Source organism: Dorea sp. Marseille-P4042, from assembly GCF_900290215.1.
Classification (GTDB): domain Bacteria; phylum Bacillota; class Clostridia; order Lachnospirales; family Lachnospiraceae; genus Dorea; species Dorea formicigenerans.
Map to the genome: position 1 here is coordinate 488,984 of NZ_OLMI01000001.1, position 16,671 is coordinate 505,654.

The 16,671-nt window shown below is 41.7% G+C and carries 13 protein-coding genes; 1 reads left to right on the top strand and 12 read right to left on the bottom strand.

Annotated elements, in window-relative coordinates; all coding sequences use genetic code 11:
• Position 1 precedes the first annotated feature (1 nt).
• Positions 2-868 carry a rhomboid family intramembrane serine protease gene (locus C7E02_RS02565; RefSeq protein ID WP_005336558.1) on the bottom strand — a complete coding sequence of 289 codons (867 nt, stop codon included), beginning with the start codon at positions 866-868 and terminating at the stop codon, positions 2-4.
• 310 nt (positions 869-1,178) lie between these two features.
• On the opposite strand from C7E02_RS02565, the gene C7E02_RS02570 reads away from it, so the two are divergent.
• Positions 1,179-5,423, top strand: coding sequence for a 2-hydroxyacyl-CoA dehydratase (locus C7E02_RS02570; protein WP_105308740.1), 4,245 nt, complete (start codon positions 1,179-1,181; stop codon positions 5,421-5,423).
• 445 nt (positions 5,424-5,868) lie between these two features.
• Here the strand turns inward: C7E02_RS02570 and C7E02_RS02575 are convergent, their stop codons facing one another.
• The 11 genes from C7E02_RS02575 to nifS form a co-directional block, all read right to left on the bottom strand.
• Entirely contained in the window at positions 5,869-6,519 is a 651-nt protein-coding gene (locus C7E02_RS02575; protein WP_105308741.1) for an HAD hydrolase-like protein, read from the bottom strand.
• A gap of 29 nt (positions 6,520-6,548) precedes the next feature.
• Complete coding sequence (locus C7E02_RS02580; RefSeq protein WP_105308742.1) at positions 6,549-7,253, bottom strand: TraX family protein; 705 nt, start codon at positions 7,251-7,253, stop codon at positions 6,549-6,551.
• A gap of 27 nt (positions 7,254-7,280) precedes the next feature.
• On the bottom strand, positions 7,281-8,819 hold the full coding sequence (gene gpmI, locus C7E02_RS02585; RefSeq protein ID WP_005336562.1) for a 2,3-bisphosphoglycerate-independent phosphoglycerate mutase: 1,539 nt from the start codon (positions 8,817-8,819) through the stop codon (positions 7,281-7,283).
• Positions 8,819-9,658 (bottom strand): alpha/beta hydrolase, encoded by an 840-nt coding sequence (locus C7E02_RS02590; protein WP_029730431.1) that lies wholly within the window; start codon positions 9,656-9,658, stop codon positions 8,819-8,821. Before C7E02_RS02590 ends, gpmI begins: the two co-directional genes overlap by 1 nt.
• Before the next feature lie 113 nt (positions 9,659-9,771).
• Positions 9,772-10,521 (bottom strand): triose-phosphate isomerase, encoded by a 750-nt coding sequence (gene tpiA / locus C7E02_RS02595; RefSeq protein ID WP_005332546.1) that lies wholly within the window; start codon positions 10,519-10,521, stop codon positions 9,772-9,774.
• Positions 10,522-10,617: 96 nt separating this feature from the next.
• Complete coding sequence (locus C7E02_RS02600) at positions 10,618-11,811, bottom strand: phosphoglycerate kinase (RefSeq protein ID WP_105308743.1); 1,194 nt, start codon at positions 11,809-11,811, stop codon at positions 10,618-10,620.
• 148 nt (positions 11,812-11,959) lie between these two features.
• On the bottom strand, positions 11,960-12,973 hold the full coding sequence (gene gap / locus C7E02_RS02605) for a type I glyceraldehyde-3-phosphate dehydrogenase (RefSeq protein ID WP_005332543.1): 1,014 nt from the start codon (positions 12,971-12,973) through the stop codon (positions 11,960-11,962).
• Positions 12,974-13,109: 136 nt separating this feature from the next.
• Entirely contained in the window at positions 13,110-13,916 is an 807-nt protein-coding gene (locus tag C7E02_RS02610; RefSeq protein ID WP_105308744.1) for a histidinol-phosphatase HisJ family protein, read from the bottom strand.
• Positions 13,913-14,992, bottom strand: coding sequence for a tRNA 2-thiouridine(34) synthase MnmA (mnmA, locus tag C7E02_RS02615; RefSeq protein ID WP_005332539.1), 1,080 nt, complete (start codon positions 14,990-14,992; stop codon positions 13,913-13,915). Before mnmA ends, C7E02_RS02610 begins: the two co-directional genes overlap by 4 nt.
• An 18-nt stretch (positions 14,993-15,010) precedes the next feature.
• A complete protein-coding gene (gene nifU, locus C7E02_RS02620) occupies positions 15,011-15,454 on the bottom strand; it encodes a Fe-S cluster assembly scaffold protein NifU (RefSeq protein ID WP_005332537.1) in 444 nt (147 codons plus the stop codon).
• Positions 15,455-15,487: 33 nt separating this feature from the next.
• On the bottom strand, positions 15,488-16,669 hold the full coding sequence (gene nifS, locus C7E02_RS02625) for a cysteine desulfurase NifS (protein WP_105308745.1): 1,182 nt from the start codon (positions 16,667-16,669) through the stop codon (positions 15,488-15,490).
• Between the last annotated feature and the right edge of the window lie 2 nt (positions 16,670-16,671).

The window sequence follows — 16,671 nt, forward strand, 5'->3', positions numbered from 1 at the left end:
TCTAAATTACATGTTTATGAGTAAATAAATGCTCCTGGCAATATTCATAATTTCCATTGCACTTGGAACAATATCTAAACTCCAGTTTTGGGTCATCCAGTTCGGTTCTTCCGCAGACTGCGCATCTATGTCTTGCACCGTCTTTATAGTAATTGACCGGGCGTGCCTTATGAACCTGTCTGTGAAAATCATTTTTGCGCTTCACCTGTGAAGGACGGTATGGTCTTACATTTCTTGAATTCAGGAAAAATATCAGGAAATTCAAGATTGAGACAACTGCCGCCAGTGCATTTGCTTTATAGTATATTCCATAGGCACTTCCTCCATACGCCGGGAGAAATGCCTGGATAACTGCCCAGATAAAATACGCTCCGTCCAGCCACGCCAGCCATTTGGCTTTCACCGGAATGATGAAATATAGCATGAACTGTGCATTCGGATTCATAGCTGCGTATACAAGGAATAACGACATGTTCAGATATCCTGTTCCAAGCGGCAATACAAGCCCTGTCAGTACATAGACCAAAATGGCAGCGATCACATGAAACAGAACTCCGGCAAAGAAGTAGAGGTTAAAACGGAAAGTCCCCCATGCCCGTTCCAGTTCTTTCCCGATAAAATAATAAAGAGATAATGCCACCAGCATCCAGATCAGACTGTATGACGGAGGCTGAATGATAAATGTAATGATCCTCCAGACCTGTCCGTGCAGAATTGCCTGTGCATTCAGGCAGAGATACTGTGCATAAAATGCCGGATTTATCAAGTAGAGCACATATCCGGCTCCATACATGATGATAATGTACAACATCAGATTCGGAACTGCATATCTTCCGATCTTTCGTTCCAGTTTGTCCATCCAATTCATATTGTCCTAACTCCTGTTAAAATTATTTTCACACATAGCCATTCTATCGTCTTGCTATTATTTTGTCAATCATACGCTCCCCAGCTTTCTGTAATTTTACATTTTTTACAATTTTTTATTCACATTTCATATTTCTTTTATGTTTCTTTTATGTTAAGAACACGATTTCTTAATTGTAATTTGGCGCAAACTGTCGTATAATATTTTAGTTATATTGGCAGATTACATTATAATAGGAAGAGAAATCTGCCAAATGAATTTTAATCATATCTTTTTTAATAATAAACATTGAATAAGGAGTACATAAATTATGGTTCAAAACGACATTTACACTCTCGGTATTGACATCGGTTCTACTACAGTTAAGATTGCTGTATTAGATCAGGACAATGAAGTACTGTTCTCCGATTATGAAAGACATTTTGCCAATATCCAGGAGACTTTATCTGATCTTCTTGGTCGTGCCATTCATAAACTTGGTGCCATTCACGTCTCTCCGGTCATCACCGGATCTGGCGGACTGACACTTGCCAAGCATCTGGGGGTACCTTTCGTTCAGGAAGTCATAGCCGTATCCACGGCTCTTCAGGACTACGCTCCTCAGACCGATGTAGCTATTGAGCTCGGCGGTGAAGATGCTAAAATCATTTATTTTGAAGGCGGGAATATTGAACAACGTATGAATGGTGTCTGTGCCGGTGGTACAGGTTCTTTTATTGACCAGATGGCATCTCTTCTTCAGACAGACGCTTCCGGTCTTAACGAATACGCAAAGAATTACAAAGCACTTTACACTATTGCTGCAAGATGTGGTGTATTTGCAAAGACGGATATCCAGCCACTCATCAATGACGGTGCTGCAAGAGAAGATCTGGCCGCCTCCATTTTCCAGGCAGTTGTCAACCAGACTATCAGTGGTCTTGCATGCGGGAAACCTATTCGCGGACACGTTGCATTCCTTGGCGGACCTCTGCATTTTCTCTCCGAACTGCGTAAGGCATTTATCCGTACATTGAATCTGGATGATGAGCATATCATTGCCCCGAATCATTCCCATCTGTTTGCAGCCATTGGTTCTGCCCTGAACTCAAAAAAGGATCTGGACGTACCAATCCAGGAGATGCAAAAGCGCCTGGAAGGCAAGATTAAGATGGAATTTGAAGTTGACCGTATGGAACCTTTGTTTGCAAGTGAAGCTGACTTTCAAGAGTTTAAAAAGCGGCACGACAAGGATCAGGTTCCCATCAGAGATCTGGCTACCTATAAAGGAAAGGCTTTCCTTGGTATCGATGCCGGATCTACCACTACAAAGGCAGCTCTTGTCGGCGAAGACGGAACACTTTTATATTCCTTCTATCACAACAATGATGGAGATCCGCTTGGTACAACAATTACTGCGATTAAAGATATTTACAGCAAATTACCAGAGGATGTACAGATTGTACACTCCTGCTCTACCGGATATGGAGAAGCTCTGATCAAAGCAGCCCTTCTCCTTGACGAAGGTGAAGTAGAAACTGTCTCTCATTACTATGCTGCTTCTTTCTTTGAGCCGGATGTTGACTGTATTCTGGACATCGGCGGTCAGGATATGAAGTGTATCAAAATCAAGAATCAGACCGTTGACAGTGTACAGCTCAATGAGGCCTGTTCCTCCGGCTGTGGTTCATTTATTGAGACATTTGCAAAATCACTGAATTATTCTGTTGAAGATTTTGCCCACGAAGCTTTATTTGCAAGAAATCCAATCGACCTTGGAACACGTTGTACTGTATTTATGAACTCCAAGGTTAAACAGGCACAAAAAGAAGGTGCTGAGGTTGCTGATATCTCCGCAGGACTTGCATATTCTGTTATTAAGAATGCGTTATTCAAGGTCATTAAAGTTTCTGATGCATCGGAACTTGGAAAACATATCGTAGTTCAAGGTGGAACATTCTACAACAATGCTGTCCTTCGAAGTTTTGAGAAAATCGCAGGATGTGAGGCTATCCGTCCGGATATTGCCGGAATTATGGGCGCATTTGGTGCAGCTCTCATTGCACGTGAACGTTATGTAGAATGCGAAGGCACGACTATGCTCTCTATTGAGGACATTGAGGCCATGGAATATTCTACAACTATGACAAAATGTAAAGGATGTACAAATAACTGTCGTCTGACGATTAATCATTTCAGCGGCGGACGTAAGTTCATTACCGGAAATCGATGCGAACGCGGACTCGGAAAAGCAAAATCCGAGAATAAGCTGCCAAATTTATTTGAATACAAATTAAAACGTTATTTTGATTATGAACCATTGCCGGAAGGATCTGCAAAACGCGGTGTAATCGGAATCCCCCGTGTATTAAATATATACGAAAACTATCCGTTCTGGTTCACATTTTTCAATCAGCTTGGATTCTCTGTCAAACTCTCTCCTGCTTCTACAAGAAGCATTTATGAACTCGGTATTGAGTCCATTCCAAGCGAATCTGAATGCTACCCGGCAAAACTGGCTCACGGACATGTACAATGGCTGATCAACAAAGGTGTGAAACACATTTTCTACCCAAGCATTCCTTACGAGCGCAATGAATTTGCAGACTCTGACAACCATTACAACTGCCCGATTGTTACTTCTTATCCCGAAAATATCAAGAATAACATTGATGCCATTGTAAATGGAGAAGTTGATTTTATGCACCCATTCCTCTCTTTTGCCAGCGAGGATACGATCTCCTATCGCCTGGTGGAAGAACTTGGAAAGAAATTTGATATTTCCGATCAGGAGATCCAGTCTGCCGTCCATGCAGCATGGGAAGAACTTGCAGCATGCCGTGAAGATATGCGTCGAAAAGGGGAGGAAGTTATCAAATTCCTGGATGAGACCGGAAACAGAGGTATTGTACTGGCAGGACGTCCATATCACATTGACCCGGAGGTTAACCATGGCATTCCAGAACTGATTAATTCTTATAATATTGCTGTGCTGACTGAGGATTCCATCTCCCACTTAAATCCAGCTGAGCACCCACTCAACGTGATGGATCAGTGGATGTACCATTCCCGTCTGTATGCAGCGGCAAACTATGTAAAGACAAAAGACAATCTGGATCTGATTCAGCTCAACTCTTTCGGTTGCGGACTGGATGCAGTCACAACCGATCAGGTTGCGGATATTTTAAATCATTCAGATAAGATCTATACATCTCTGAAGATTGATGAAGTCAACAACTTAGGTGCTGCAAGGATCCGTGTCCGCTCTCTTCTGGCTGCTATCCGCGTCAGAGAACAGCGAAATGACAAACGTACGATTCATTCCGCAGCTATTGAAAAAGTATCTTTCACAAAGGAAATGCGCGAGAATTACACGATTCTCTGCCCACAGATGTCACCGATCCACTTCGAACTGATGGAGTCTGCATTTAAAGCTTCCGGATACAACATCGAAGTCCTTCCAAATGACAACAAACAGGCAGTAGATGTGGGGCTTAAATACGTTAACAATGATGCATGTTACCCGTCCCTTATGGTTGTCGGACAGATCATGGAGGCCATCCTTTCCGGCAAATATGATACACACAAGATTGCTGTCATCATCAGCCAGACCGGTGGTGGCTGCCGTGCTTCCAATTATATCGGATTTATCCGCCGTGCCCTAAAAAAAGCCGGTTACGAATATATTCCGGTTATTTCCATCAACTTAAGCGGGCTGGAAGAAAATCCTGGATTTAAGATCACACCCGCTCTCGTACTTCGTGGTATTTACAGCGTAGTATTTGGTGATATCTTTATGAAATGTGTGTATCGTTTAAGACCATACGAAGCTGTTGTGGGATCTGTAAATGCAATGCACAGAAAATGGGCGGAAGTATGTAAAGAGTTTGTCTCTTCCGGCTATCCTTCCAGACGAAAATTCAAGAAGTTATGCTGTCAGATCATCGAAGACTTTGACAATAATATCGAACTTTTAGATGTTAAAAAACCACGTGTCGGCGTTGTCGGTGAGATTCTTGTCAAATTCCTTCCGGCAGCTAATAATCATCTGGTTGATCTGCTGGAAAGTGAAGGAGCTGAAGCTGTTGTCCCAGATCTTCTGGACTTCCTGCAGTACTGCTTCTACAATCAGAACTTCAAAGTAGAAAAGCTTGGATTTGCAAAATCAAAAGCAACTATTGCAAACTGGGGCATCAAGGTCATAGACTGGTTCCGCGCTCCGGCTACCGAAGCATTTAAGAAGAGCAAACATTTTAACCCGCCGGCAGATATCCGTGATCTCGGAAAGATGGCTTCTGACATTGTATCTCTTGGAAATCAGACTGGTGAAGGCTGGTTCCTGACCGGCGAAATGTTAGAGCTGATCCACAGCGGTGCACCAAATATCGTGTGTACGCAGCCATTTGCCTGCCTGCCAAACCATGTAGTGGGCAAGGGTGTTATTAAAGAGTTACGAAGACGCTACCCACAGTCAAATATCGTAGCGATCGACTTTGATCCGGGCGCAAGTGAAGTAAATCAGTTGAATCGAATTAAACTGATGCTTTCCACAGCAAACAAGAATTTAGAGGCGTAATTTATAATTTGTAGTGATACATAAAAAAGAATCCAGCTAGATGTGTTCCTGACACGAATGATTTCTGACATCTGCTGCGTCGTTTATTTCTCATATATTTTACAAACTCGTCCGTATGGACTCAGACAATGTAAAATATATGAGACTATACTCGCAGATGTATCAGAAATCACTCTACCGTCAGATAACATCACCTTGCCGGATTCTTTTTATTCACTAATATCACTACACTTTATAATTCCTTCGAAAAGCGAAAATCACCTTATAATTTTGTTCAAAATATAGAAAATCCAGGAAAATTATTATTTGGAGAAAGGTACTCTGGAGCGGTCGGTACTTAGGCGGTGTTTTTTAGCGCCTTATGTACCGCTACCAGCGGAAGGTAGCGCGAGCGTGCCTTTGACAAATAATAATTTTCTCTGGATTAATATTGGCGAATAAATTTTTATACGAATTGTAAAATGTCTTCTACATTTCCACGAATATAATTGGCTCCGGCTTCTTCAAATTCTTTGCGGCTTCCAAATCCATAGAGAATGCCGAGACAGTCAAGTCCATTTTCATGGGCGCCGACGACATCGTGTTCGCGGTCACCGATCATAAGTACTTTAGACTTGTCTGTAATATCATTTTTCTCAAGAGCATAGGTAATGACCTGAGCTTTTGTTCCTCTTCCACCGTCCATCTCCATACCTGCAACGCATGCAAAGTATTTAGTCAGATGAAAATGATCAATAATAATCTTTGCATATTTCTCCGGTTTTGATGTTGCAACAATTGCCTGCTTTCCGGCTTCATTTATCTTCTTTAAAACTTCTTCTAATCCATCATAAACACGATTCTCATAGATGCCTTTATCATGATAATATTCCCGGTAATACTTTACTCCATCCAGACTCTGCTCTTTTGTAAAACCGTAAAATTTCTCAAAGGACTCTGTAAGCGGCGGACCGATAAATTTATATAATTTTGTCCGGTCTGTCTCTTCGATGCCGAACTTTTTCAATGCATACATGACTGAATTGGTGATTCCAAGAGCAGAATCTGTGATAGTTCCGTCCAGATCAAATAAAAATATCTCATATTTTTTGCTCATATTCCTGTACTCCTGTTATTTATACTTCTCTACAACATGAAAAGCTGATGTACTGCCCACAAGAAAAGAAGATGCGTCGGATAGTATATGTAAAAAAACCATTTTGACGCTTTCCCTGCATGATTAGATTTCTTTCCATTGTAGCAGAATAAAATGATGATTCCTGCCACAACCGGTCCGATACCTGAACACAATGCATGAATCAGCGCATTGCCCGTATTCATACTCTCTAAATTTGACAAATAATTAAATCCTGCAAATAAACAGGCTCCGATTCCAAATGATATTGCTGTTTTTATTCGATTTCCTTTACTTTTTGCAAATAAAATTGTAAAAACAGGAGCCAGTAATGCCCAGTCTGAATACAGGGATACAAAGATTAAAATTAATATTACAATCCATTTTTCCCATTTTAAAGTGGACATTTCCATAACCTTAAGAATCAGGAAACACAAAAATAAGGTACACAGCATATTCATCTGGACCATGCCAAATGCCAGACAAAATGGTATGAATGATATCACACCGAACAGCAGCAGCCGCTCCTCATATTTTTTCTTATCATGGGTATAACCGTAACCTTCCACCAGAAAATAGCACATCGTAATTGCAGTAAAATACCCAATGTCGATCATAACCTCAAATAGTAACGTTCCCGGTGTCAGAAATATATTTGCAATATGGTTGCATGTCATGGTAATGATTGCAAGAAATTTAATTTGATCTCGATTCATGTTCTGCCCCTTACAATTTTTCACCGACTATTTCACTAAAAGGCTCTTTCCGGTCATCTCTGCCGGCTGTTTCATTCCCATTAATTCAATCAATGTCGGAGCAATATCTGCAAGGCATCCGCCTTCTCTTAATTTATATGCAGGATCTGCATTTACAAGAATAAATGGAACCGGATTTGTTGTATGAGCAGTGAATGGTTCGCCTGACTCATAGTCGATCAACTGTTCTGCATTTCCATGGTCTGCACAGATAAACATCTGTCCATCTACCTTCTTAATTGCTTCAACTGTTTTTCCTACACACTCATCAACCGCCTCAATAGCCTTGATTGCCGCTCCTTCTACGCCAGTATGTCCGACCATATCCGGGTTTGCAAAGTTGATGATAATCACATCATATTTATCAGATTCAATTGCTTCAACTAATTTGTCACATACTTCATAAGCACTCATTTCCGGTTTCAGATCATAAGTTGCCACCTTCGGAGATTTCACAAGGATTCTATCCTCGCCCTCATTCGGCTCCTCAACTCCACCGTTAAAGAAGAATGTCACATGTGCATATTTCTCTGTCTCGGCGATACGTGCCTGTTTAAGTCCATTCTTTGCAAGGAATTCACCAAATGTATTGGTAATCTTTTCTTTTACAAATGCCACAAGTTTATTTTCAATTGTCACATCGTACTCTGTAAAGCATACGAATGTTGTCTTAATTCTAACGCCTCTGTCAAAGCTTTCAAATTTATCATCGCAAAATGTTCTTGTAATTTCTCTCGCACGGTCTGGACGGAAATTAAAGAAGATGATGGAATCATTTTCTTTGACTGTTGCAAGCGCAGCTCCATCTTTTTCAACAACTGTTGGCAGAACAAACTCATCTGTTGTATCTTTATCATAAGATGCCTGGATTCCGGCTGGTCCGCTTGTTGCCTTTTCGCCTTCTCCGTATGCAATTGCACGGTATGCCTTTTCTACACGATCCCAGCGATTATCACGATCCATCGCATAATACCGTCCCATAACAGACGCTACTTCACCAACACCTATTTCTTTCATCTTAGCTTCTAACTGCTCTACATACTCTTTTCCTGATGCCGGTGGTGTATCACGTCCATCCAGGAAGCAGTGTACATAAACTTTCTTAAGTCCCTGTCTTTTTGCCAACTCAAGAAGTCCGAAAATGTGCTCAATATGGCTGTGTACTCCTCCATCTGATACAAGTCCCATCAAATGAAGTGCAGAATCATTTTTCTTTACATTTTCACACGCAGCAAGCAGTGCTTTGTTCTCAAAGAAATCTCCATCCTGAATAGATTTTGTGATTTTTGTCAATTCCTGGTACACAATACGTCCGGCCCCCATATTCAGATGTCCGACTTCAGAGTTTCCCATCTGTCCATCCGGAAGTCCGACAGCTAGTCCGCTTGCATATCCTTTTACAAATGGATACTCTGCCATTAACTTATCCACAACCGGAGTCTTTGCTTCAGCTACAGCATTTCCTTTCTGATTATTATTTAAACCGTAACCATCTAAAATCATAAGAACTGTTGGTCTCTTGCTCATTATTCTTCTCCTTCTTTCTTCATAAGTCTGTCAAGCCATGTATCAACAAGTGAAATCCAGCTTGTACATTCCTCCTGTACACCCCTGCCATCCAGACATTCTACCAGTTCATTGGCAAGGCTGAGTCCATGAATCCCTTCCGGATACACATGCAGCTCCACCGAAATGCCTGCTTTCCATAATGCCATGGCAAGCAGCAGAGAATTCGGCAGCGGTACTGTCTGATCTGTTGCTGTATGCCAGATAAAACAAGGCGGCATGGAATCTGTAATCTGATGATCCAAAGATAAGTTCCAAGCCTCTTCCTCTACTGTATCTCCAAGAAGATTCTGGAAGCTTGGCGTATGCGCATATTTCGGATCCGATGTGATAACCGGATAACAGAGGATCAGGCCTCTTGGCTTTAACATCTCTCTTTGCATACCACTTTTCTCCACCAAAAACTCGCGTTTCCAAAATGCACAGTAATTAGCCGCCAGATGTCCTCCTGCTGAAGCTCCCGCCAGTACAATTTTCTTTGTGTCAATATACCATTCTTTTGCATGTTCATGAATCTGTCTGACACTCTCTGTCACTTCCAAAAGCTGTGTCGGATAAAATGCCTCCTGTGACACAGAATACTGTAACACACATGCATGATAGCCCAGACTCAAAAAATGCATGGCAAGAGGTTCTCCTTCCCGGTAACTGACTTTGTGGTATCCGCCACCCGGACAAATCAGAATGATCGGCCGTTTCTGGATCTTCATCTCGTCCGGAAGTGTATCCAGTATATAAAACTGTGCTCGACTCGTCTTATCAGAACCTTCCACTTGAATTGGTATTTCTTTATATATCATAATACTATCCTCTAGCGCTGTTTATTTTCGTAAACTGATCATACCTTAAGACTCTTTGACGAGTCAGGGTAAAAATCGCAGGAAGTGTCTGCCGCCCCCTGCGATTCAAAATCTTACTTGTAATTTACAATTTTCCCGAAATCTGCTTTCAGAGATGCTCCACCTACAAGTCCTCCATCGATATCAGCCTGTGCGAACAATTCTGCTGCATTTCCAGCATTTACAGATCCGCCATACTGAATACGGATAGCTTCTGCTGTTGCCTCATCATAGATTTCAGCGATACATGCACGAATACCTGCGCATACTTCTTCAGCCTGCTCGGTTGTTGCTGTCTTACCTGTTCCAATTGCCCAGATTGGCTCGTAAGCGATAACTGCTGTTTTTGCCTGATCTGCTGTCACATTCTGGAATCCGACTTTCACCTGCTGGCGGATGAAATCCATTGTCACACCCTGCTCTCTCTGCTCCAGTGTCTCACCACAGCACATAATTGGTGTAATACCATGCTCAAATGCTTTCAGGATTTTCTTATTGACATCAGCATTTGTTTCACCAAAATACTCTCTTCTCTCAGAATGTCCAAGAACAACATATTTGACACCTGCATCTACTAACATAGCTGGTGAAATCTCGCCTGTGTAAGCCCCGCTCTCTTCAAAATACATATTCTCAGCGCCAACCTGAATGTTGGTCCCTTTTACTGCCTCAGCAACTGGAATAATATCAATTGCCGGTACACAGAACACTACATCTACTTCGTCATTTGCAACTAAAGGTTTTAACTCATTTACAAGAGCAACTGCCTCGCTTGGAGTTTTATTCATCTTCCAGTTACCTGCAACAATTTTTCTTCTTGCCATGATTTTATCTCCTAATTTGAAATTTATTGTTCAGTATTTTTCTGAAATTAATCAAAGAAAAACATTGGATACGAGTGTATACTTGGTTTTCGTCACTTATTTATCGTTAGCAGCTACAACACCCGGTAATTCTTTTCCTTCCAGGAATTCCAGAGAAGCTCCGCCACCTGTGGAAATGTGTGTCATCTTGTCGCCATATCCAAGCTGGTTCACTGCTGCTGCGGAATCTCCACCACCGATGATTGTAACTGCATCTGTATCAGCAAGTGCTTTTGCAACTGCCTCTGTTCCATGTGCGAAGTTCGGCATCTCGAAGCAGCCCATTGGTCCGTTCCATACAACTGTCTTAGCATCTTTTACTGCGTCACAGAAAATTTTCTCTGTCTCAGGTCCAATATCAAGTCCCTGCCATCCGTCCGGAATCTCACCGCTTTTTACAACTTTTTTATTTGCTCCATTGGAGAAATCATCTGCAATGACTGTATCTACAGGAAGAAGAAGTTTTACACCTTTCTCCTGTGCTTTCTTTAACATGTCAAGTGCATACTGGCAGTAGTCAGCCTCAAGAAGTGAATTTCCAACTGTACCGCCCTGAGCTTTACTGAATGTGTAAGACATACCACCACCAATGATCAGTGTGTCAACTTTATCGATCAAGTTCTCAATTACAGAAATCTTGCTGGATACCTTTGCTCCACCGAGAATTGCTACAAACGGTCTCTTTGGATTGTTTACTGCATTTCCGAGAAAATCAATCTCTTTCTGCATTAAATATCCTACAACTGCTGTGTCCACATATTTTGTAATACCTACGTTAGAGCAGTGCGCACGGTGTGCTGTGCCAAATGCATCATTTACAAATACTTCGCAAAGAGAAGCAAGGTCTTTGCTGAAAGCATCTTCATTCTTTGTCTCTTCTGCTCTGTAACGTGTATTCTCAAGTAAGATGACATCTCCGTCTTTCATATTGGCTACTGCTGCTTTTGCGTTAGCTCCTACAACCTCAGGATCTGCTGCAAATTTTACTTCCTGTCCAAGAAGCTCTGAGAGTCGTACTGCAACTGGTGCAAGAGATAACTCCGGTACTGGCTGTCCCTTAGGTTTTCCAAGGTGTGAGCAAAGGATGATCTTTCCTCCGTCAGCAATCAGCTTTTTAATTGTAGGAAGTGCTGCAACAAGACGGTTCTCGTCTGTAATTTTTCCATCAATAAGTGGTACGTTAAAATCGCATCTTACAAGAACCTTTTTCCCTTTTACATTGATATCATCTACTGATTTTTTATTTAACATAACATTCTCTCCATTCTCAAAATGAATATACTCTGGCTTGTTCTGCCAAATGCTTTTTAAGCAATAAAATTATATTTCTATTACTTAAAAAGGATCCGGTCCATATTAGACCGGACCCTTTGTGAGTCTTTATGAAATACTCGAAATCTTATGCAAGCTCTGAGAAGTATTTGATTGTTCTTACCATCTGGCTTGTGTAAGAATTCTCGTTGTCATACCAGGAAACAACCTGAACCTGTGTTGTTCCGTTGTCAAGCGGCATAACCATTGTCTGTGTTGCATCGAACAGTGAACCATATCTCATTCCAACGATATCACTGGATACGATCTCATCTGTGTTGTATCCGAATGACTCATTAGAAGCTGCTTTCATAGCCTCATTGATCTGCTCTACTGTTACGTTACCCTCTACAACTGCTGTCAGGATTGTTGTTGATCCTGTAGGTGTTGGTACACGCTGTGCAGAACCGATGAGTTTTCCATTCAGCTCTGGAATAACAAGACCGATTGCTTTTGCAGCACCTGTGCTGTTTGGTACGATATTAACTGCTGCTGCACGAGATCTTCTTAAATCACCTTTTCTCTGTGGTCCATCAAGAGTCATCTGATCTCCTGTGTAAGCATGGATTGTGCTCATGATACCAGATTTGATCGGTGCAAGATCATTCAGTGCCTTAGCCATAGGTGCAAGACAGTTTGTTGTACAAGAAGCTGCAGAAATAACTGTATCCTCTGGTTTTAACTCATTGTGGTTTACATTATATACGATTGTTGGCAGGTCTTTTCCAGCTGGTGCGGAAATAACAACTTTTCTAGCTCCTGCTTTGATATGTGCCATGGATTTTTCTTTAGATGTATAGAATCCTGTACACTCCAGAACAACGTCTACACCGATTTCTCCCCATGGAAGTTCCTCAGCATTAGCTTTTGCGTAGATTTTGATCTCTTTTCCGTCAACAATGATAGAATCCTCTGTAGCCTCTACCTTATCAGCTAAAGCATATCTTCCCTGAGAAGAATCATACTTTAACAGGTGTGCAAGCATCTTAGGAGATGTCAGGTCGTTGATTGCAACTACCTCATATCCCTCTGCTCCAAACATCTGTCTGAAAGCTAAACGTCCAATACGTCCAAAACCATTAATCGCTACTTTTACTGCCATGATTAATTCCTCCTAAAGTTTTAAATTTAGTTCTTTGCATTTTATGCTGATCTCTTCAACAAAAGTTTGTTAAAGATTCATCAACCTCTTTCATTGTACTAAATAAAGTACAAAAATTCAAGTCTCTTTTCGAATTCTATCGAAGTGTCAAAAAAATCGGCTTTCTTTCCTTAAATTCTGTATAATATTTAAAATTACACCCTTTTAAAATATCACACGCCTTGTCAAATTCCCATGCAATATGCTCTGGCCGGTGCCCATCTGCACCAACTGTAACAATTTCGCCTCCAAGCTCTCTGTAATGCTTCAAAATATCCGGATGCGGATGTGCGAAGGGCAGTCCATATTTGAGTCCTGCCATATTAAGCTCAAGTCCTTTGCCATGTTCGATCAGTTCTCTTAAAAGAGCGTCTATCTCATCTGCAAACATCTTATACGAATATTCTTTTTCTTTGTTCTTACCATATCTTACCACATAATCCAGATGTCCCATAACATCAAAATCATGAAAATGTCTGATATCCTCCAGACTCTCCTCAAAGGTCATCCTGTATACTTGCGCATCAGTCTTTCCTTCAAACAGCTTTTCGGACGCCGGGTCTACGCCGTGAACCGAGTGGACCGATCCAATCACCATATCAAATGGATACTTTGGAACGAACCTGCTGTAATATTCTGCAAGATGCGGTCCGAGACCAAGTTCAACCCCTATCCGGACCTCTATCTGATCCCGATATTGTTCCCTTAGCCTTGTCATAGTTGTAAAATATTCATCTACATCAAAAATCTGCTCTCCCTCGCCCCACTGATCGTCATCTTTGTCATAATGATCTGTAAAGCAGATGGCTTTTAAACCCTTCTGGATGGAAGCTTCTATCATTTTCTTTGGACAGACCTCTGCATCATAAGAAAAGCTGCTGTGCATATGTGCATCTGTTTTCATAGAATCGTTCCTCCTCCAAGAACATATTCTCCATCATAAAGCACCAGTGCCTGTCCCGGTGTGATCGCACGTACCGGTTCATCGAATGTACATAAAATTTCGTCTTCTCCTGTACGTTCGACTGTACACCATGCACCTTTATGATTATAGCGGATCTTTCCCCACGCACGCTTCTTCCCATCAATGTCAGCAACCGACATGAAATTCACATGATTAGCACGTACATATCTGGACATGGATTCTTCATTGGTTCCCACAACTACTTCATTTGTCTCTGGACGGATCTCCAGTACAAATGCCGGATGTCCCAGAGATAATCCAAGGCCCTTTCTCTGCCCCACTGTATAATGTATGATTCCTTTATGCTGTCCTACAATCGTTCCATCGGAAGTCACGAAGTTCCCCGGTCGAATTGAACCTGCCGCAGTGTTTTCTTCTATATATGTGGCATAGTCTCCATCCGGAACAAAACATATATCCTGACTGTCTGGTTTATGAGCAACCAGAAGTCCGATATTCTCAGCCATCTTACGTACTTCGTCTTTGCTGTACTTTCCGACTGGCATCAGTGTTTTACTAAGCTGATCCTGTGTCAGATTATATAGCGCATAAGTCTGATCCTTCATGCTCGTCACGGAAGTCTTAATAGAATACCTTCCACTAGGAAGCTGTTCTACCTGTGCATAATGACCGGTCGCAATATAGTCTGCGCCAATCTCCATCGCTCTTGTAAGCAGAGACTCCCATTTTACATAACGGTTACAGGCAATACATGGATTCGGTGTCCTTCCATGCAAATAGTCATCGATAAAATAATCGATGACATATTTTTTAAATTCATTTTTAAAATTCATAACATAATAAGGAATGCCCAGACGGGCAGCTACCCGTCTGGCATCTTCCACAGCAGAAAGTCCACAGCATCCGCCTTCTTCCTGCTGCTTGAATTCATCTTCATCCTGCCAGATCTGCATGGTCACACCGATCACATCATATCCCTGCTCCTTTAAAAGCCAGGCAGCCACCGATGAATCCACACCACCGGACATTCCTACTACTACTTTTTTCTTCTCCATCACATCTACCTTTGCGATTTAATACTCTTCTGCCTCATCCTCTTCACCTTCGTGAATATCTGATTTTGGTTTCTGGAGTCCTTCAATTGTAATACCGTTCTTCTGTGCATAGTCCCACAGTGCTGCATGGATTGCTTCCTCTGCAAGAAGGGAACAGTGTACCTTTACCGGCGGAAGTCCGTCAAGTGCTTCCATAACCGCTTTATTCGTAACCTCCATCGCTTCCTGAACCGTCTTTCCTTTTACCATCTCAGTTGCCATACTGCTTGTTGCAACTGCAGCTCCGCATCCAAATGTCTTGAATTTTACATCTTTAATGATCTGGTTCTCGTCGATGTCCAGATAAATTCTCATAATATCTCCACATTTTGCATTTCCAACAGTTCCTACTCCACTGGCATCCTCAATCTCTCCTACATTTCTTGGATGTTCAAAGTGATCCATTACTTTTGCTGAATACATTTATATTTCCTCCTGACGTTTGTGATTTATTATCTATTTTTGTTTTTTTAAGAAGTCCTCATAAAGTGGTGACATCTGACGGATATAAGCCACGATTTCTTTCAGACTGTCTACCACGTAGTCGATATCTTCTTTTGTGATTTCCTCATTCAAAGTCAGTCTGAGTGATCCGTGTGCGATCTCGTGAGGCAGTCCGATTGCCAGAAGTACATGGGACGGATCTAAAGATCCTGATGTACATGCAGATCCGCTGGAACCACAGATTCCTTTCATATCCAATCTGATCAGAAGTGACTCTCCTTCGATGAACTGGAAGCTGAAGTTTGCGTTGTTCGGAAGTCTCTTTGTCGGATGTCCGTTCAGTCTTGTATACGGTATCTCATCCAAAACACGTTTAATCAGATAATCACGTACTTCTGTTTCTTTCTTTGTACGTTCTTGCATCGTGCGGATCGCACGCTCAGTTGCTGTTCCGATTCCCACGATTCCCGGTACATTTTCTGTTCCGGCACGACGTTTTCTCTCCTGAGCTCCGCCATGAACGAATGAGCGGAGCTTAACCCCTTTACGGATGTAAAGAAATCCAATTCCCTTAGGTCCGTTTAATTTGTGACCACTGGCACTCAACATATCAATATGACATTCGTCAACATTGATTGGAACCTGTCCAAATGCCTGTACTGCATCTGTGTGGAATAGTATACCATGCTCATGAGCAATCTCACCAATCTCTTTGATTGGCTGGATCGTACCAATCTCGTTATTTGCAAACATCACAGAAATCAGGATTGTGTCCGGACGTATTGCTGCTTTCAGGTCATCTAATTTCACTATACCATATTCATCTACATCCAGATAAGTTACTTCGTATCCTCTCTTTTCAAGATACTCGGCACTATGAAGAATTGCATGGTGTTCAATCTTTGTTGTGATGATGTGTTTTCCTTTATTTCCATAAGCCTCTGCAGTTGCTTTCAATGCCCAGTTATCAGACTCTGAGCCACCTGCTGTAAAGTAAATTTCTTCTGTTTTGGCACCGAGCGCATTTGCAATGATTTCTCTCTGCTGTGTGATCACTTCTTTATTCTGTGCTGCAAAGCTATATACGCTGGAAGGATTTCCATAGTATTCTGTAAAATAAGGAAGCATAGCCTCTACAACCTCTGGAGCTGTCTTTGTTGTTGCCGCATTATCAAGATAAATTAATTTAGACATCT

Bases quoted from the DNA above. Each gene is read 5' to 3' on its own strand.
- C7E02_RS02565 (WP_005336558.1), bottom strand. From the start codon at position 868: ATGAATTGGATGGACAAACTGGAACGAAAGATCGGAAGATATGCAGTT.
- C7E02_RS02570 (WP_105308740.1), top strand. From the start codon at position 1,179: ATGGTTCAAAACGACATTTACACTCTCGGTATTGACATCGGTTCTACT.
- C7E02_RS02575 (WP_105308741.1), bottom strand. From the start codon at position 6,519: ATGAGCAAAAAATATGAGATATTTTTATTTGATCTGGACGGAACTATC.
- C7E02_RS02580 (WP_105308742.1), bottom strand. From the start codon at position 7,253: ATGAATCGAGATCAAATTAAATTTCTTGCAATCATTACCATGACATGC.
- gpmI (WP_005336562.1), bottom strand. From the start codon at position 8,819: ATGAGCAAGAGACCAACAGTTCTTATGATTTTAGATGGTTACGGTTTA.
- C7E02_RS02590 (WP_029730431.1), bottom strand. From the start codon at position 9,658: ATGATATATAAAGAAATACCAATTCAAGTGGAAGGTTCTGATAAGACG.
- tpiA (WP_005332546.1), bottom strand. From the start codon at position 10,521: ATGGCAAGAAGAAAAATTGTTGCAGGTAACTGGAAGATGAATAAAACT.
- C7E02_RS02600 (WP_105308743.1), bottom strand. From the start codon at position 11,811: ATGTTAAATAAAAAATCAGTAGATGATATCAATGTAAAAGGGAAAAAG.
- gap (WP_005332543.1), bottom strand. From the start codon at position 12,973: ATGGCAGTAAAAGTAGCGATTAATGGTTTTGGACGTATTGGACGTTTA.
- C7E02_RS02610 (WP_105308744.1), bottom strand. From the start codon at position 13,916: ATGAAAACAGATGCACATATGCACAGCAGCTTTTCTTATGATGCAGAG.
- mnmA (WP_005332539.1), bottom strand. From the start codon at position 14,992: ATGGAGAAGAAAAAAGTAGTAGTAGGAATGTCCGGTGGTGTGGATTCA.
- nifU (WP_005332537.1), bottom strand. From the start codon at position 15,454: ATGTATTCAGCAAAAGTAATGGATCACTTTGAACATCCAAGAAATGTA.
- nifS (WP_105308745.1), bottom strand. From the start codon at position 16,669: ATGTCTAAATTAATTTATCTTGATAATGCGGCAACAACAAAGACAGCT.